This window comes from Asanoa sp. NPDC049573 (assembly GCF_040676615.1).
In the GTDB taxonomy this organism is placed as follows: domain Bacteria; phylum Actinomycetota; class Actinomycetes; order Mycobacteriales; family Micromonosporaceae; genus Asanoa.
Genome location: NZ_JBFAPI010000022.1, coordinates 91,387 through 108,511 on the forward strand (window position 1 = coordinate 91,387; position 17,125 = coordinate 108,511).

Annotated in this window: 18 protein-coding genes; 15 read left to right on the forward strand and 3 right to left on the reverse strand. The window is 70.7% G+C overall.

What is annotated here, in order from left to right; translation table 11 throughout:
• Positions 1-1,036: 1,036 nt before the first annotated feature.
• From rplS to AB0J74_RS33820, 7 genes are all read left to right on the forward strand, one after another.
• Entirely contained in the window at positions 1,037-1,393 is a 357-nt protein-coding gene (gene rplS / locus AB0J74_RS33790) for a 50S ribosomal protein L19 (protein WP_363455527.1), read from the forward strand.
• A 125-nt stretch (positions 1,394-1,518) separates the two neighbouring features.
• Positions 1,519-2,412, forward strand: a complete 894-nt coding sequence (gene lepB / locus AB0J74_RS33795; protein WP_363455530.1) for a signal peptidase I — start codon at positions 1,519-1,521, stop codon at positions 2,410-2,412.
• Positions 2,409-3,065, forward strand: coding sequence for a signal peptidase I (gene lepB / locus AB0J74_RS33800; protein ID WP_363455533.1), 657 nt, complete (start codon positions 2,409-2,411; stop codon positions 3,063-3,065). The genes lepB (AB0J74_RS33795) and lepB (AB0J74_RS33800) overlap by 4 nt, the downstream gene beginning before the upstream one ends.
• A 109-nt stretch (positions 3,066-3,174) precedes the next feature.
• Complete coding sequence (locus AB0J74_RS33805; RefSeq protein WP_363455535.1) at positions 3,175-3,633, forward strand: NUDIX domain-containing protein; 459 nt, start codon at positions 3,175-3,177, stop codon at positions 3,631-3,633.
• A 6-nt stretch (positions 3,634-3,639) separates the two neighbouring features.
• The gene (locus AB0J74_RS33810; RefSeq protein WP_363455538.1) at positions 3,640-4,449 is read left to right on the forward strand and encodes a ribonuclease HII; all 810 of its coding nucleotides are present in this window, start codon (positions 3,640-3,642) and stop codon (positions 4,447-4,449) included.
• A 681-nt stretch (positions 4,450-5,130) separates the two neighbouring features.
• Positions 5,131-5,454 (forward strand): DUF2469 domain-containing protein, encoded by a 324-nt coding sequence (locus tag AB0J74_RS33815; protein ID WP_007075222.1) that lies wholly within the window; start codon positions 5,131-5,133, stop codon positions 5,452-5,454.
• Positions 5,455-5,565: 111 nt separating this feature from the next.
• A complete protein-coding gene (locus AB0J74_RS33820) occupies positions 5,566-6,285 on the forward strand; it encodes a M23 family metallopeptidase (protein WP_363455542.1) in 720 nt (239 codons plus the stop codon).
• Positions 6,286-6,296: 11 nt separating this feature from the next.
• Here AB0J74_RS33820 and AB0J74_RS33825 read toward each other — a convergent pair whose 3' ends face one another.
• Complete coding sequence (locus AB0J74_RS33825) at positions 6,297-7,469, reverse strand: aminotransferase class V-fold PLP-dependent enzyme (RefSeq protein WP_363455545.1); 1,173 nt, start codon at positions 7,467-7,469, stop codon at positions 6,297-6,299.
• Positions 7,470-7,553: 84 nt separating this feature from the next.
• Here AB0J74_RS33825 and AB0J74_RS33830 point away from each other — a divergent pair, with 84 nt between their 5' ends.
• Positions 7,554-8,051: an NUDIX domain-containing protein gene (locus tag AB0J74_RS33830; protein WP_363455548.1), complete on the forward strand. Its 498-nt coding sequence runs from the start codon at positions 7,554-7,556 to the stop codon at positions 8,049-8,051.
• A gap of 56 nt (positions 8,052-8,107) precedes the next feature.
• Entirely contained in the window at positions 8,108-8,497 is a 390-nt protein-coding gene (locus tag AB0J74_RS33835; RefSeq protein WP_363455551.1) for a hypothetical protein, read from the forward strand.
• A gap of 1 nt (position 8,498) precedes the next feature.
• Here AB0J74_RS33835 and AB0J74_RS33840 read toward each other — a convergent pair whose 3' ends face one another.
• Together AB0J74_RS33840 and AB0J74_RS33845 are read right to left on the reverse strand one after the other, a co-directional pair.
• On the reverse strand, positions 8,499-9,431 hold the full coding sequence (locus AB0J74_RS33840) for a tyrosine recombinase XerC (protein WP_363455557.1): 933 nt from the start codon (positions 9,429-9,431) through the stop codon (positions 8,499-8,501).
• Positions 9,432-9,571: 140 nt separating this feature from the next.
• Positions 9,572-10,432 carry a hypothetical protein gene (locus tag AB0J74_RS33845; protein ID WP_363455560.1) on the reverse strand — a complete coding sequence of 287 codons (861 nt, stop codon included), beginning with the start codon at positions 10,430-10,432 and terminating at the stop codon, positions 9,572-9,574.
• A 201-nt stretch (positions 10,433-10,633) separates the two neighbouring features.
• Between AB0J74_RS33845 and AB0J74_RS33850 the strand changes: the two genes are divergently transcribed.
• The 6 genes from AB0J74_RS33850 to tsf all read left to right on the forward strand — a co-directional run bounded on the left by AB0J74_RS33850 (position 10,634) and on the right by tsf (position 17,043).
• On the forward strand, positions 10,634-10,993 hold the full coding sequence (locus AB0J74_RS33850; protein WP_363455563.1) for a YraN family protein: 360 nt from the start codon (positions 10,634-10,636) through the stop codon (positions 10,991-10,993).
• Between the two features lie 73 nt (positions 10,994-11,066).
• Positions 11,067-12,596 carry a YifB family Mg chelatase-like AAA ATPase gene (locus AB0J74_RS33855; RefSeq protein ID WP_363455566.1) on the forward strand — a complete coding sequence of 510 codons (1,530 nt, stop codon included), beginning with the start codon at positions 11,067-11,069 and terminating at the stop codon, positions 12,594-12,596.
• On the forward strand, positions 12,589-13,782 hold the full coding sequence (gene dprA, locus AB0J74_RS33860) for a DNA-processing protein DprA (protein WP_363455569.1): 1,194 nt from the start codon (positions 12,589-12,591) through the stop codon (positions 13,780-13,782). Before AB0J74_RS33855 ends, dprA begins: the two co-directional genes overlap by 8 nt.
• A gap of 306 nt (positions 13,783-14,088) precedes the next feature.
• Positions 14,089-14,343 carry a hypothetical protein gene (locus tag AB0J74_RS33865; RefSeq protein ID WP_363455571.1) on the forward strand — a complete coding sequence of 85 codons (255 nt, stop codon included), beginning with the start codon at positions 14,089-14,091 and terminating at the stop codon, positions 14,341-14,343.
• Positions 14,344-15,306: 963 nt separating this feature from the next.
• The gene (rpsB, locus tag AB0J74_RS33870; RefSeq protein WP_363455574.1) at positions 15,307-16,137 is read left to right on the forward strand and encodes a 30S ribosomal protein S2; all 831 of its coding nucleotides are present in this window, start codon (positions 15,307-15,309) and stop codon (positions 16,135-16,137) included.
• A gap of 69 nt (positions 16,138-16,206) precedes the next feature.
• Positions 16,207-17,043 (forward strand): translation elongation factor Ts, encoded by an 837-nt coding sequence (tsf, locus tag AB0J74_RS33875; protein WP_363455577.1) that lies wholly within the window; start codon positions 16,207-16,209, stop codon positions 17,041-17,043.
• Positions 17,044-17,125: the final 82 nt, after the last annotated feature.

Consider the following 17,125-nt stretch of genomic DNA (forward strand, 5'->3'; position numbering starts at 1 on the left):
CTGTCTGGCTGCTGTGGGCGTGCCCACTCGGTAGGCATGTGGGGCTGTCTGGGCGCTGTGGCCGTGCTGGCTCGGTAGGCATGTGGGGCTGTCTGGGCGCTGTGGCCGTGCTGGCCCGGTAGGTCTGGTCGGCTGCCTGGTTGCTGTGACCGCGCTGGCCCGGTATGCCGGGTCCGGCCACCCGCCCGGCGGGGTGGCGGCGCACCGCGGCGGCCAGCAGGGCGACGGCGACCCGGGGCCAGCCTCCACATAGGTCGAAGCGGGAAAAACAGAAAACCCTTTCGGCAACGCTTGGGCGGGTGGGTGTCTTCGGGGCGTACATGTTTTGTCGTGTGCGTACATGCGAGAACATGTGGCTCGGCAGCACGACACCTATCCTGGCCGCCTCCGGGTCGGTCCCTTGATCATGCGTTGGGGCCGGGCTGTAAGGGAGTCGGCCGATTCTCGTGCGCCAGATCCTGGGCGACTCGCCGCCGCGATCGTCCAGCGGCACCTCAACCAAAGGTGGCGTGCGCCGGCAATCGACCCTGGCCGGCTGGTGCGGACGCGGTCCCGAGCAGCTCGCCGCGCGTCGGGGTCCGGCCCGCCGGCGCCGCGATCGGCCGTCCCGTGCTTGACCATCCAAAGATCTGGCGGCGGCGCGGGAGGTCAGGCGGGTTGTGGGTTGGCGCGACGGTGTTGGAGGGCACGTGGGTCGGGCTATTTCGGCATCGAGCCGGTGGGGTTGCGGGCGGACGATGACGAGAGCTCTGGCGGTTTGGGGTGGTTTTGGGGTGAGGGTGACCGGCGGCGGTGAAATAGTCCGGCGGGAGCAACGGTGCGGGCGCCCGGCGGGCCCGGGACGACCGGATCTTGAATCTTGGGTTCTTGTGGGTGGGTGATTTCCGGGGGCGGGGGTCGATATGGCAAAGTAGTGGGGTTGCTTGCCGTAGCCGCCACGCCGTGGTGGGCTGCGAGGATCTTCTGGGGTTGTGGGAGATCAGGAACACCCGTCGCACGCCGGGATCGGTGTGCCGTCATAGCCGAAGGATGAGCGATGAACACCCTGGACGCCCTCGACGCCCAGTCGCAGCGGACCGACCTTCCCGATTTTCGTGCTGGTGACACCGTCAAGGTGCACGCGCGGGTCGTCGAGGGCAACCGGTCCCGTGTGCAGATCTTCCAGGGCGTGGTCATTCGCCGCCAGGGCGCGGGTCTGCGTGAGACGTTCACCGTCCGCAAGATGAGCTTTGGTGTCGGTGTCGAGCGCACCTACCCGATCAACAGCCCGGCCATCGACCGGATCGAGGTCGTGACCCGTGGTGACGTGCGGCGGGCCAAGCTCTACTACCTGCGTGAGCTGCGCGGCAAGAAGGCCAAGATCAAGGAGAAGCGCGAGAAGCAGCCCAGCTGACAATCGTCACTCCTGTGCCACGGCCTCGTGCGGTTAGGCTAACGCCCACGAGGCCTTCTCGATCGGGATCCGCCTCGGGCTGCGCTCCCTCGGGGGCGCTTGGCTGACCTGGGGAGAGGCACGGCGTGGATCGAGGTGACACCAGCCAGGAACGGCGGCGCCGGTTTCCTCGGCGCAAGGTGCAGATGCCGCTCTGGCAAGAACTGCCCCTGCTGCTGATCGTGGCTTTCTGCCTGGCCGTGCTGATCCGTAGCTTCCTGCTGCAGGCCTTCTTCATTCCTTCGGGGTCGATGGAGAACACGCTGCTGGTCGGCGACCGGGTGCTGGTCAACAAGATCGTTTATGACGTACGGGACCCCAAGCGCGGCGAGGTCGTCGTGTTCCGGGGTCCCGAGGCCTGGGCGCCGCAGCCGGTCGACGACGGCAACACCGGGCTGTTCAGCAAGGTCGGCCGGACGCTCGGCGACCTCGTCGGGATCAGCCGGCCGGGCGCCAAAGACTTCATCAAGCGGGTGATCGCCGTCGGTGGCGACCACATCAAGTGCTGCGACGACCAGGGTCGCGTGATGGTCAACGGCAAGGGCCTTGACGAGCCCTACATCTACGACAACTCGCCGCTCGACGTGGCGCCCGTGCCGGGCGAGTGCCGGTCCCGGGAGTTCCCCGAGGTGGTCGTGCCGCCCGGGCAGATCTTCGTGATGGGCGACCACCGCGGCGTCTCGCAGGACGCCCGATGTCAGGGGCCGGTGCCCGTCGACAACGTGGTCGGGCGCGCGTTCATCGTGGTCTGGCCGCAGGACCGGTGGGCCAACCTCTCCGTGCCTGACACGTTCGCCGGAATTCCACCGCCGGACAATGGTGGCGAGGGTGGTGGCACGGGCACGCCGGTACCCGGGCAAGAGGTCCCAATGCCTGGAAAGGGAGACATTGTCGTCACAATGCCAATCTTCGCGTCCGTCCTTTTTCTGGCGCGTTCCCGACGCGGACTCCCAGACCGGCAACGTAGGCTCCGTCCGTGATTGAGGAACAGGCCCCCCAGAAGCCGCCGCGGAGCAGCTCGTCCTTCTGGAAAGAACTGCCGATCCTGCTCGGCGTCGCGATCCTCGTCGCCGTGCTGGTGCGGGCGTTCCTCTTGCAGACCTTCTACATCCCGTCGCCGTCGATGGAGCACACCCTCGACATCAACGACCGTGTGCTGGTCAACAAGGTCGTCTACAACTTCCGCTCACCCGAGCGCGGCGAGATCATCGTGTTCCGCGCGCCGTCCGAGTGGCGCAGCGGCCTCGACGACGAAGACTTCATCAAGCGCGTGATCGCCGTCGGCGGTGACCGGGTCGAGTGCTGTGACGAGCAGAAGCGGCTGCGGGTCAACGGGCACTCGATCGACGAGCCCTACCTGTTCAACGAGAACGGCATCAGCGACCCGGCGGCCGACCAGCCGTTCGACTTCACCGTGCCGAAGGGCCGCCTGTGGGTGATGGGCGACCACCGCGCGGCCTCCGGTGACTCGCTGGAGCACTGGAAGCAGAGCGACGGCGATCCGCAGATCTCCACGATCACCGAGGATTCGGTGGTCGGGCGGGCGTTCGTGGTGTTCTGGCCGGTCGGGCGGGCGAAATGGCTCTCGGTGCCCGACACGTTCGACAGCGTCCCGGCGCCGGCGTCGGGCTGATCCGGGCGGACCTAGCAGTCAGGGCCGGCTTCCGTGGGAAGCCGGCCCTCTGTGTCATGGCGGACGGGTGCCTGACTCGCGTCCGCGCGTACCCGCCTAAGCTGGCTCGGTGACTGAGTTCCGGCCGCGCCGCGCCGCGCGCGTGTTGGTGGTCGACGACGCGGAGCGGGTGCTGCTGTTTCACGGGGTCGATCCGGCCCGGCAGGAGCATCGCTACTGGTTCACCCCCGGGGGTGGGCTGTCGCCCGGTGAGTCGGCGGCGGCCGGTGCGGTGCGCGAGTTGGCCGAGGAGACCGGCCTGCGGTCCTCGGCTTCGGATCTTGGTGAGCCGGTGTTCCAGGAGACGACGGAGTTTCCGTTCGACGGCGTGTGGTACCGGCAGGAGCAGGAGTTCTTCCTGCTTCGCGTGCCGTCGTGGGCGGTCGACACGGCCGGGTTCGACGAGGTCGAGCGGGGGTCGATCACCGATCATCGGTGGTGGTCGATCGGCGAACTGGAGCGTACGAAGGAGCGGTACTACCCCGACGAGTTGACGACCGTGTTGCGTCGGGTGCTCGGGAAGGACTGATCCGCTGTGCTGACACCACCGCGAACCGTGGTACGCCGGGAGGGTGGCCTCTACGCCCTCGAGCGGGCGTTACAGCGGCGCGGGTTCCGTCGGGTCGCCGGCGCCGACGAGGCCGGACGCGGTGCGTGCGCCGGGCCACTGGTCGCCGCGGCCGCGATGCTGCCCGAGGGCAAGCGCGGCGAGATCGAGGGCCTGGCCGACTCGAAGCTACTGACGGCGCTGGCCCGGGAACGGATCTACGAGCAGGTCGTGAAGCGGGCGCTGGCCTATTCCGTCGTGATCATCCCGGCGGCCGAGGTCGATGCCCGAGGCCTGCACGTGTGCAACCTGCTGGCGATGCGCCGCGCGCTGGCGTCGCTGCCGGTGGGACCCGAGTACGTGCTGACCGACGGCTTCCCCCTCGACGGGATGGGGGTGCCGGGGCTCGCCGTCTGGAAGGGTGACCGGGTTGCCGCCTGCGTGGCCGCCGCCAGCGTGCTGGCCAAGGTCACCCGGGATCGGATCATGGTCGAGCTCGACGGGCAGTTTCCGGATTATGGCTTTTCAGAACATAAGGGGTACGTGACACCCGAGCACAGTGCCGCCCTGATTGAGCATGGGCCCTGTGCCGAGCACCGGTTCTCCTATATCAACGTGGCGAACGCGTCGGGGCGGGATTCACGGCCGCCGCGGAGCCGGCGCCCCCGGGTGCTGACGGATCCGTCCACGTTGGGCGGTGAGATCGTCCCGGACCTCGATCCCGCTGTCGATCTCGGCGATGAGTTGGGCCTGGCCGCGGACCTCGATCCCGAGGTGGCCGCGGATCCTCGTTCCTGAGGTGGCCGCGGGTCCTCGGTCCTCGGGTGGCCGCGGGTCCTCGGTCCTCGGGTGGCCGCGGGTCCTCGGTCCTCGGGTGGCTGCGGGTCCTCGGTCCTGGAGTGACTGCGGGTCTTCGGCTCTACGGTGGCCGCGGATCTCGGTCCTGGGACGGCCGCGGATCTCGGTCCTGGGACGGCCGCGGATCTTGAGCCTGAGGTGAGCGCTGATCTTGATCCTGAGGTGACCGCGGACTTGATCCGGCGTTTTGACAAGGGGTAGCAGGTCCCGGGTAGGTCCCCGGGTCCACCTGGCCGTTGGCTGGGTCGAGGATGTGGTTTCCGTCACTGGCTGCCCGGCGTGCACGCGGGTTGGTCCGTATCGGGCAGCGGTTCGGAAATTGACACAGATCCTGGTCCGGACGGCCGCGATTCGGACGGGCTGGGCGTCGGGTCCGATCTGGAGCGACGAGTCCGTTCGGATCTTGATCCGGGCGTGGTCGGTTCGTCCGGATGTCGTTTTTGGCGCCCGATCCGGTCGTTCGCGGGCCCATTCCGGACGGCCCATCGGGTGACGTTTCGGCCCGCGAGGATCCGGTAGGGCGCTCGGAGTCCCCACGGGGTACCGTCGGCGTGGCGTCCGGCGAGCGGCTTCGCCGCCCACGCCGGTGGGGGAAGATGGTGCCATGAAGGGCGGAGAGCGATGAGCGCAGAGGATCTCGAGAAATACGAGACCGAGATGGAGCTGCAGCTCTACCGGGAATACCGCGATATCGTCCGCCAATTCTCCTATGTCGTCGAGACCGAGCGCCGCTTCTACCTGGCCAACCAGGTCGACCTGCACGTGCGCAACTCCGACGGCGAGGTCTATTTCGAGGTCGAGATGCACGACGCCTGGGTCTGGGATATGTACCGGCCTGCGCGCTTTGTGAAGAACGTCCGCGTAATGACCTTCAAGGACGTCAACGTCGAAGAGCTCGAGAAGCCCGACATCTCGCTCCCGGCCGACTCCGGCTTCGGCGGCTAAGGCCCGCGGCCCCGCTTACCACGACGGCTACCCGGCCGGGCGTTATCCACAATCCACAGGCCGCCACTCACCCCGTTGCCGCTCCTCCCGGCCACGACCAGGCTGCCATGCATGAATTCGTACGCATTCCGTAACGCTGCGCTGTCCCTTCTGGCCCTCGGCCTCGTCGCGGCGGTGGCGACGGTGGTTCCCGCGGCCAACCTCCACCCGGGGCGCGAACCGGGTTGGGGCTGGTCGGTCGGCGCGTCCGGCCTGGGCGGCATCCACCTCGCCGCCGGCGTCCGCGGCAGCCCACCCGGCGCCGTCCTTGTCGCGTTCTCTCCGGCTCGACCCGGCAGGGATGCCACGGCGCCGACCATCCGCCGTGACGGTGCGGCCCCGGTCAGCCTCATCCCTGTGCATGGCGCGGCCGTGAGCGCGCCCGGCAGACCTTTCCAACCTCCCGTGGAGCCGCCCCTGCGGGTGACCCGGCGGTTCGACGGGCCACCGAGACCCTGGCTGCCGGGGCATCGCGGCGTCGACCTCGCCTCGGCGTTCGGCGCCACGGTCTGGGCGGCAGGTGCGGGCGAGGTCGTCTTCGCCGGGCCGGTGGCCGGCCGATCGGTGGTCAGCATCCAGCACGCCGGGGGTCTACGCACCACCTATGAACCCCTGACGCCGGTGGTCCGGCGCGGTGACCACATCGCCGCCGGCGACCCGATCGGCACGCTCGATGCCGGCCATGCGGGTTGCCCGGCCGCCGCCTGCCTGCACTGGGGGCTGCGCAGAGACGCCGAATACCTCGACCCGCTGCTGTTGCTCGGCTTCCGGGTCCGGCTGCTCCCGATCTAGGGCCGCTCCGGCTACAGGAGGGAGGTGATCCGCTCGGCGAACCGGTCGTACTCCTCGGCGCGGTTGTAGACCTGGCCGCAGACGCGCAGCCAGCCACGGCCGTTCCAGGCGTTGAGGTTGACCTCGGTCTTGAGCTCGTCGGAGATGCGGGTGCGCAGGGCGACCGCGTCGGGCTGGGTGGTCGCGACGCCCGGGGGCAGCGGAATCAGGCGCATGGGCACGTCGGGGCCGCCCGGCTCGGGCAGGTCGGCCGGAGCGAGGCCCAGGGCTGCGCCGATCACCTGCTGGCCGTACGCCGCCAGTGCGGCGTTGTGCTCCCGCACCCGGTCGACGCCGAGGCTGCGCAGCGTGAACAGGCCGACCGGTGCGGCCAGCCACGACGTGTAGTCGAGCGTCGCCTGGAACTCGACGTTGGCGGGGAAGCCGTTGGGCTGCTGCCACGAGACGACCAGCGGCTCGATCTGGTCCACCCAGCGCTCGGCGACGGTGAGCAGGGCGGTGCCCCGCGGCGCGTACGCCCACTTGTGGAGATTGCCCACCCAGAAGTCGGCGCCGAGGCGGTCGACCTCGACCGGCAGCATGCCGGGCGCGTGGGCGCCGTCCACGAGCACGGCCACACCCAGCCGGGCCGCGACCGTGGCGATCGTCGCCACCGGCAGCTGCCAGGCGGTCGACGACGTGACCTGGTCGACGATCAGCAGTTTGGTTCGGCCGGGGTGCAGAGCGGCGCGGATCTGGGCGACAACCTGGGTCTCCGACGCGCGCAGCGGCAGGTTGACGACGCCGGCGGTGGCGCCGGTGCGGGCACACTCGCGCGCGACGGCGAACGCGACCGATCCGTACCCGTGGCTGGTCGTCAGGATCTCGTCGCCGGGCCCGAGCCGCAGCGACTGGAGCGCGATCGCGATGCCCGTGGTCGCGTTGCCGACCAGGGCGGTGCGGTCGGGGTTGGCGCCGAGAAAGGTCGCCAGGTGCCGGCGCGTCTGTGCCATGCGGTCGAACAGGCCGCGGTCGAAGAAGCGCAGCGGGTTGTTCTCCAGCTCGTCGCGTAGCCGCTGCTGCGCGCGCTGCACGTTGATCGGCACCGCGCCGAACGAGCCGTGGTTGAGATGCGCGACGGAGGGATCGAGGGAGAACAGCAAACGGGCGCCGTCGATCGGGGTGGGCGGCTCGGGCTCAGCCACGCGCGTGCCTCATACCCATGATCGTACGAGGCGCGCTGGCCGCCGCGCCGCAACAACCGGACACCGCCGGCATAGGCTGCGAGAATGCCGACCCACGACTCGCACTGCTCCTTCTGCGGCGCCGCCTACGCACCGGAGCAGGCCTGGCCCAGGGTCTGCGCGGCGTGCGGTGAGGCCACCTACCGCAACCCGGTGCCGGTCACCGTCGCCGTGCTGCCGGTCGACGACGGCGTGCTGGTGATCAGGCGTGCGATCCCGCCGCGGGTGGGGCTGCGCGCGCTGCCGGGCGGCTTCGTCGACCACGGCGAGTCGTGGCAGCGGGCCGCGGTGCGCGAACTGGTCGAGGAGACCGGCATCGTCGCAGCCGAAGCCGACGTCACCCTGTTCGACGTGCACAGCGCGCCCGACGGCACCGTGCTCATCTTCGGCCTGCTGCCGCCGATCAGCGCGGCCGACCTGCCACAGTCGACGCCCAACGCCGAGGTCGCCGGCTGGGAGGTCGTCCGCGACGCCACCGGCATGGCGTTCGACCTGCACGCCCGCGTGCTGACCCGTTACCTGGCGGAGCGCATCGCGGCCTGACGTTCCCGATGACCGCCGTCACAGCGCTGACGGACGGGCCGGCGTACCGTCGGCCCATGGTTGAACGCGTTCAAGTTCGCTATGCGACCACCGGCCAGCGTGGACTGGCCTGGCTGGCCGCCGGTTACTGCACCGTCGTCGCGCTCGTGCTGGCGGCCGGCTTTCCCGCCCTGATCCTGTTCACCTGGGTCTTCATCCTGCTCGCCGCGATACCCGCCGTGATCCGCCCGCTCGTCGCGTTCCGGGTGGCCGTCGTCGCGTCCATCGTGCTTTCCCTGCTCTTCAGCGTGCTCTTCTACTTCACGGCGTTCGTGCAGTTCGCCGCCGCCATCCCGCTCGCGCTCGCGCCGACGCGGCTGGCCGCGCGCGACCCGGTCGGGATGGCCGCTGTCAGCGCCGCGCTGCTCACCGCACCGCTCGGCATGCTCGTCACGTCGATCTGGTGACTCAGGCGCGCGGATGCGCCTGGCGGTAGGCGGCCCGCAGCCGCTCCATGGAGACGTGCGTGTAGATCTGCGTCGTCGCCAGCGACGCGTGACCGAGCAACTCCTGCACGGCCCGCAGGTCGGCGCCGCCCTCCAGCAGGTGGGTGGCGGCCGAGTGGCGCAGCCCGTGCGGCGTCGTGTGTGGCAGCCCGGCCGCGCGGGCGTACGCGCTGACCAGGCGCCGGACGACGGTCGGCTGCAACCGCCCGCCCCGCGCGCCGAGAAAGAGGGCCTCGCCGCTGGCGGGCGAGGCGAGCGACGACCGGCCCAGCCGCAGCCAGTCATCGAGCGCCTCCTGTGCCGGCTGTCCAAAGGGGACCGAGCGCTCCTTGTCGCCCTTGCCGACGACCCGGACCACCCGCCGGCCCCCGTCGACGTCGGCCCGGTCCAACCCGCACAGCTCGCTGACCCGGATGCCGGTCGCGTAGAGCACCTCGAGCACGGCGCGATCGCGCAGCAGCGCCGGCGCGGCCTCGTCGCCCGGCGCGAGCACCAACTCGGTGGCCTGGTCGGTGCGCAGCACGGCGGGCAGGTCGCGGTTGGCCTTGGGGGTGGCCAGTTGCGCACCCACGTCGGTGTCGAGCAGGCCGCCGCGGTGTGCCCAGGCGCTGAACGTGCGCGCGGCCGCCGCCCGGCGGGCCAACGAAGCACGGGCGCCGCCGAGGGTACGCAACCGCGCCAGCCAACTCCGCAACACCGAGATGTCGAGGTCGCCTGGGGCCGCACAGCCCATCCGGACGGCATGTTCGAGCAACGAGACGACGTCGCCGACGTACGCGCGTACGGTGTGTGTCGACCGGTTCTCCACGTGTGACAGGTGGCGGGCGAACTCGTCCACGGCTTCGCGCATCGCGTGCGGAAGCGCCTCGTGCAGCGCCTGCGTCGACCGACCCATCACCCGCGACGGTCACCGCCGCGAGGCGGCTCCGTCAAGCCGCCACGCCGTGCAGCAGCCACGTGGTCGGGGTGGCCGCGGTCGTGTGGCGGGCCGCTCCGTGTGGTCGTCTGGCGGCGCTCCGTCTCGTGGTCGCTCCGTCAGGCGGCCGCCAATCCGGCCGCGATCACCAGGCCGAGGCCGACGACCAGATAGACCGCTGGCGGCCGCAGCCAACCGCCGGGCGCCTCGGGCCGCGCGCCGCCTGTCGTCGCGGCATACATGCCGACCGCGAGCAGCGGCAGGCCGGCGATGAGCAGCATGCCCGAGACGATGCCGCTGATGACCAGGTCGCCGTTGAACATGGAATCGAAGAAGATCCGCAGCGCGCCGATCTCGAAGATGACCGTGAGCACGGCGTAGAGCAGCGCCAACGCCGGGCGGCGGGTGCGGTAGACGCCCTCGCCGGCCGGCGCGCCCGGGGGCGGCGCCGCCGCGGTGCGGAACAGGGTCGACTGGTCCGTGGGGAAACGCGGGGCGTCGTCGCGCGGAGCGACCGGCGGCATCACGCCGGTCGGCGCGTTGAGGCCCGCGGGGGCGGGGGCCGGGTCGGGCAATGGCAGCGGCGCGGGCACCGGCTCGCCGATCGGAAAGCGGGTCTCCATCGAGATCGCAGACCGGGGCACCTCGCCGGTGGGCGGTCCGACCGGGTCTGCGGCGTACCCCCTCGTGGGTGGCTCGTCTATCTGACGCCGCACGGTGTCGGCCGGCAACGGCCGCGCGGAGGTGTTCCACGACGGCTGCTCCGGCTGGCTGTCTGGCCAGCGGGGATCGCGTTCGCCCTCGCCGAAGCCGGCGGCGAACCCGTTGAACGACGGCTCGACGCCGCGGCCGGCCGCGTCGTCGCGAGGCTCCGGCACCCGGTAGGCGCTGTCCCGCCAGCCACCGACGCCGGCACCGCGATCGTCATCGGTCCAGGGCTGTTGCTGCTCGTCGTCGGAGTAACCACGTCGTCCGTCCACGTGCCGCACGCTATTCGAGGTGCCTGCGGCCCTGCCAGCCGGGTTTCCGAATTGCGGTTTTCGGCGCCGCGATTCTTGATCACAATCAAGAGAACCCGCAGGTCGTACGCCCTGCGGCGGCGATTTCCACAGGTGGCGTTGTCCACAGGCGAAGCCGGTGACGCTGTCTGTGCCGCCGGCTCTTGCGGCCATCTTCGGCGCATGACGGTGGTACGACAGGCAGTGGGCGCCTGGGGCGAACGGCGCGCGGCACAGCATCTGACCGACGAGAGCTTCCGGGTGGTCGCGCGCAACTGGCGGTGCCCCATCGGTGAGATCGACATCGTCGCCTGGGACGGCGACACGCTGGTCTTCTGCGAGGTCAAGACGCGTCGCGGCCTCGGTTTCGGTGTGCCGGCCGAGGCTGTGGTGGGGGCCAAAGCACGCCGGTTGCGGCGGCTCGGCGCGTGCTGGCTGGCCGCCAACAGCGTGCATCCCCGGGAGGTCCGCTTCGACGTGATCGCCGTGCTGATCCGCCGTCCCGGGTCCGTCGAGATCGAGCATATCCGTGGCGCCTTCTAGCTGTTTTCCACAGGCGCGAAGTTATCCACAGCCCCCGGCGGCACCCGTCGTCGATGCGCCACCGTCTTTCCTCGTGAGCTACGCGAAGGTGCTGTCGGTCGGGCTGGTTGGAGTCATGGGACACCTCGTCGAGGTCGAAGCCGATCTGTCCGCCGGGCTGCCCGCCGTCGTGATGTCCGGGCTGCCGGACACGGCTCTCAACGAGGCCCGCGATCGGGTGCGTGCGGCGGTCGTCAATTCCGGTGAGCGCTGGCCAAACCGGCGCATCACCGTCAACCTGCTGCCCGCGACCCTTCCCAAACACGGTTCTGCCTTCGACATGGGGATCGCGGCCGCGCTGTTGGGGGCGGCCGGTGAGCTACCGCTGGCCGCCCTCGACGGTGTCGTCATCCTCGGCGAACTCGGGCTCGACGGCAGCGTCCGCCCCGTCCGGGGCGTGTTGCCGATGGTGGTCGCGGCCCTACGCGCCGGCGTGCACCACGCGGTTGTCCCGCTGGCCAATGCCGCCGAGGCCGCTGTCGTGCCGGGCATCACGGTCAAGGCCGTCGAGTCCCTGCACCGGCTGGTGGCGTTCGTCCGGTCGGGCACCGCGCTGCTCGACCCGCCCGACGACCGGCCGCCACCCGAGCCGCCGATGCCCGACCTGGCCGACGTGGCCGGCCAGGAGCTGGGCCGCCGGGCGATCGAAGTTGCCGCCGCGGGCGGCCACCACGTGGCCATCTTCGGGCCGCCAGGTGCCGGCAAGACCATGCTGGCCGAGCGGCTGCCGTCGGTGCTCCCGCTGCTCGACGACGAGTCGGCGCTGGAGGTCTCGGCCCTGCACTCGGTGGCCGGCCTACTTCCGGCCGGTGGCCGGCTCATCCGCCGACCGCCTTTCCAGGCGCCACACCATTCGGCGACCTTGGCGGCGCTGGTCGGCGGCGGGTCAGGCCTGGCCCGCCCCGGCGCCGTGTCACTCGCTCATCGCGGCGTCCTGTTCCTCGACGAAGCCCCCGAGTTCGCCACCAGGGCACTGGAGGCGCTGCGCCAACCGCTCGAGTCCGGCCGGGTGCTGTTGAGCCGCACCGGTGGCACCACCGAATACCCGGCGCGTGTCCAACTGGTGGTCGCGGCGAATCCATGCCCGTGCGCGAAACCCCAGGGTGACGCGCACTGCGATTGCACGCCGATTGCCCGGCGCCGCTATCTGGGCCGGCTGTCGGGGCCGCTGCTCGACCGCATCGACGTCCAGATCGAGCTGATGCCGGTGACGGCCGCAGACCTGTTCACCACGTCCCGGGTCGGCGAGCCGTCGGCCGACGTGGCCGAGCGGGTGGCCAAGGCCAGAGCCGCGGCCTGGGCGCGGTGGTCGGTCGACGGCTGGCGGATCAATGCCGAGGTGCCCGGCCCCCAGCTGCGCCAACCGCCCTGGCGGCTGTCGTTGCGCGACACCCGGTCGCTCCGCGCCAGGCTCGACAGCGGCGGTCTGTCGGCCCGCGGCTTCGACCGGGTCCTGCGGCTGGCCTGGTCGATCGCCGACCTCGACGGCCGTGACCGCCCGAGGTCCGACGACGTCGACGAGGCCCTGGCATTGCGCACCGGCGGGCGGCGGCTCGATGGCTGACGCCGAGATCAAGCTGGCCCGGGTCGCGCTGACGATGCTCGCGGAGCCGGGCACGCGGGCGGTGCATCAACTGGTCGCCCGGCACGGCCCGGTCGTCGCGCTGGACATGGCGCTTGCCGGCGAGATCCGTGACAAGGCGGCCCGCGAGGCCGTCCAGGCTCGCCTCGGTGCCGGCGACCCACGTCCGTCGGCGGAGACGGCGTTGGCGACCGGAGACCGGCTGGGTGCCCGCCTGGTGGTCCCCGAAGACGACGACTGGCCGACACAGGTGTCGGCGCTCGAACACGTCCGGCTCCCCGGCGCCGACCGGCGCGTCGACCGGGAGTTGGCGCCGCCGCTGTGCATCTGGGTACGCGGCGAGTGGCCACTGGCCGAGGCGTTCGACCGCTCGGTGGCGATCGTGGGTTCGCGGGCGTCGACGCAATACGGCGAGCATGTCGCGACCGACCTCGCTTACGGGCTGGCCGAGCGCGAATGGACGGTCGTGTCGGGCGGCGCGTTCGGCATCGACGCGGCCGCGCACCGCGGGGCACTGACCGCGGGTGGCCTGACGATCGCGGTCCTGGCGTGCGGCATCGAGCGGGCCTATCCGGTCGCGCACACCGCCCTGTTCGACCGCATCATCGAGACCGGCCTGCTGATCACGGAATGGCCGCCCGGCGCCGACCCGCTACGGCCACGCTTCCTCATCCGCAACCGGGTGATCGCCGCCGCCACCCGCGGCACGGTCCTAGTCGAGGCGGCCGCTCGCAGCGGCGCGATGCAGACGATGCGGCGGGCACTGGCGCTACGACGGCCGGCGCTGGTGGTGCCGGGTCCGGTCACGTCGGCGATGTCGGTGGGCTGCCACGAGATCCTTCGACAGCACGAAACCGCGCGGCTGGTGACCAACGTCGGGGAGGTCCTGGAAGAGGTCGGCCGGATCGGCTCTGACCTCGCCCCGGTGCCGCAGGGGCCCGAACGCCCGCGCGACCAACTCGACGACCAGGCCAGCTTCCTGTTGGAGTCGATGCCCCGACGGGGCGTGATCACCCCTGACACGGTGGCCACCCGCGCCGGTGTCGACATCCGCACGGCCTTACGCAAACTCACCCTGCTGGAAACGCTGGGCTTCATCGTCCGCCGCGACGGTGGGTACGCCCTGGCGACGACGCGCCGGCCGACCGTCGAGGACGAGCCGCCATGACGGCCGCGGCAGCCGCTCTGTGTCGCGGCCGCGCCACGGGCGGAAGCCAGGCACGCGTGGTGGGGGAGGGCGAGACAAAACCGGCAGGCGACTCGTGCGGTGTTTCTCTTCCCGGCGGTGAGGTTCCGACCACCGGCGCGGCTTGGCGGTCCGGGGGTGCTGGCGGGCGTCGCGCCGTAACGCCTGCGCTGGTCGTGCGGGCGTTAAGAGTGCGGGCGGTGATCGTCGATGTCATAGAGATGGTTTGCGTGAGACGGCCGGATCGAACGACGCGCTGCCTCTGAGTCAAGTGGGTGGGAGGTTGGGATGGATGAAAGCCCGACGAACGAGGTAGCCGGCGGGCGGACACCCGCGGCGAGCTTCCTGAACGAAGCCGAGCTCGACGAACGGCTGCGGGCGGCACGTGACGCGGCGCTGCGCCGACGGTCGGAGCGCCTTCGATCGCGCGCGACGCTTGCCGCGACCCGTTGCGCCGGCCTGCAGGAAAGGCACGCGACCAAGCTCGCGCGACTGGACCGACAATTCGCTGATCTTCCCGAGTCGTTCCCGCCGCCGTCGTGAACAAAGCCCGCTTGCGGCAGTGTCGCGGCGGTCATCGCCGACCTGGTCGGCTGCGCCGGGTGACCCAGGCGGCGGATCGTCGGCGAACGGCGCCGAGTTCGGTTGTCGTGAGTTCGACGAGTCAGGCGACTGTGGGTCTGCTGCGATAGGCGCCGCGTCGCGGGACGCAGATTGGGGCCCGTGGCCAGAGTGATTGTCCGCAGCAGCATTCCGGTCGCCGCTCGATGTTGGCAGCGGCTGGGCGGTGGGCTAGTGCCTGCCGGAGGCGGGCCCGGCCGCACCCTTGGGCAGGAGGCCGTCCCAGGCCGGAGGTCGGCCTGGCACGGCCGGAGGTCGGCCTGGGCGCACCCTGGGCAGGAGGCCGTCCGGGGCCGGACGCTGGGCAGGAGGCCGTCCGGGGCCGGACGCCGGGCGGGAAGTCGCGCCAGGGCCGGACCCTGGTCGGCCCGCCGCCGTCCGCGGCCCGGTGCCGGTCACATCGCCCGGCTTACCCGCCGCGGCGCTAGCCTGGCCCGCCGAACCGGGCCGGCCGTCTCGGGACGCTGGCGGGAGGCCGGGCACGGGATCCTGGGGGAGCACCGAGGGGCCAGCCGGCTGTTGGTCCTTGCGCGACGCGGGTTGGCGCTCGGGGCCGAGTTTTCAGATCTTGATCTGAGCGCGACCAAACACTGACCTGCAAGCGACGACATTACCGACGCAAGCGGATTACTTGCCCTGGTGGAAGCACCCCCCGAGGTGGGGAATGAGCGTGGTGATAGACCGCGTACACTTGGGTTTTGGCGACCGCCGCAGGGCGGTCGACCTCGCGCGCCCTTCTCGCATCCGGGTCCTTGTGGCTCGAGGTGAGCGACGGTCCCCTGGTCCCGATCTTGATTGGGCCCACCATGACCGGCGGCCGGGCGTCAGGACGCTCGGCCAGCCGGCCGGCGTGACAACCAGGGAAAACACGAGGAGTACCCCACCATGGCCGTCGTGACCATGCGTCAGCTGCTGGAGAGCGGTGTCCACTTCGGGCACCAGACCCGGCGCTGGAACCCGAAGATGAAGCGCTTCATCTTCACCGAGCGTAACGGCATTTACATCATCGACCTGCGCCAGACGCTCGACTACATCGAGAAGGCCTACGAGTTCATCCGCACCACCGTCGCTGAGGGTGGGAGCGTGCTGTTCGTCGGCACGAAGAAGCAGGCGCAGGAAGCCATCTCCGAGCAGGCCTCGCGGGTCGGCATGCCCTACGTCAACCACCGCTGGCTCGGTGGCATGCTCACCAACTTCCAGACGGTCTACAAGCGGCTGCAGCGGATGAAGGAGCTCGAGGCGCTCGGCGACCTCAGCGGCACCGCCGCCGGTTACACCAAGAAGGAGACGCTGCAGCTCTCGCGCGAGAAGGACAAGCTGACCCGCACCCTGGGCGGCCTGCGCGACATGCAGAAGGTCCCGGCGGCCGTTTGGATCGTCGACACCAAGAAGGAGCACATCGCGGTTGACGAGGCCCGCAAGCTGGGCATTCCGGTCATCGCGGTGCTCGACACCAACTGCGACCCGGACGAGGTCGACTTCCCGATCCCGGGCAACGACGACGCGATCCGGTCCGCCGAGCTGCTGACCAAGGTCGTCGCGGCCGCCGTCGCCGACGGTCTGATCGCCCGCTCGGGCCGTGGTCAGCGTGGCGGCGACGACAAGCCGGAGCCGGGTGTCGTCGGCAACGACGAGCCGCTGGCCGAGTGGGAGCGCGAGCTCCTCGAGGGCGCGGACAAGAAGGCCGACGAGTCGGCGACCGTCGCCGCGGAATGAGCTGGTTCCGAGCCCGCCCCGACCGGGCGGGCTCGGCCCCGACCCCACTAACCATCAAAAGAGAGAGTCATGGCTGACTTCACCGCCGCGGACGTCAAGAAGCTCCGCGATCTCACCGGCGCCGGCATGATGGACAGCAAGAAGGCGCTGACGGAGGCTGACGGCGACTTCGACAAGGCCGTCGAGGTCCTGCGGATCAAGGGTGCCAAGGACGTCGGCAAGCGTGCCGGGCGTACCGCCGCCAATGGTCTGGTCGCGCACTCTGGCAAGGCACTGCTCGAGCTCAACTGCGAGACCGACTTCGTCGCGAAGAACGCCGACTTCATCGCGCTCGCGCAGCGTCTGGTCGAGCACGCGGCGACCGCCGGTGTCGCCGATGTCGAGGGGCTGCTCGCCAGCACGCTCGACGATGGCCGCACGGTCGCCGACACCATCCAGGAGGCTTCCGCCAAGATCGGCGAGAAGCTGGTGCTCAACCGGTTCGCGGTGCTCGACAACGACGGCTCGGTCGCCGTCTACCTGCACCGCAAGAGCCAGGACCTGCCGCCGGCCGTGGGCGTGCTCGTGCAATACACCGGCAAGAGCGACGAGGCCGCCGACGCCGACGCGCGTGGCGTCGCGATGCAGATCGCCGCGATGCGTCCGAAGTACCTCACCCGTGACGAGGTGCCGGCCGACGTCGTCGAGTCCGAGCGCCGCATCGCCGAGGAGACCGCTCGCGAAGAGGGCAAGCCGGAAGCCGCGCTGTCGAAGATCGTCGAGGGGCGTACCAACGCGTTCTTCAAGGATTTCGTGCTCCTGGAGCAGGCGTCGGTCGCCGACAACAAGAAGAGCGTCAAGCAGGTCGTCAACGATGCTGGGATCGCCGTGACGCGGTTCGTCCGCTTCGAGGTCGGCCAGGCCTGAGCCCGGCTGCCGCGCCCCCGTCGAACGGACGGGGGCGCGGCCCCCCCCCGGGGGGCCGGGGGCGGGGAGGGCGCGAGGGGGA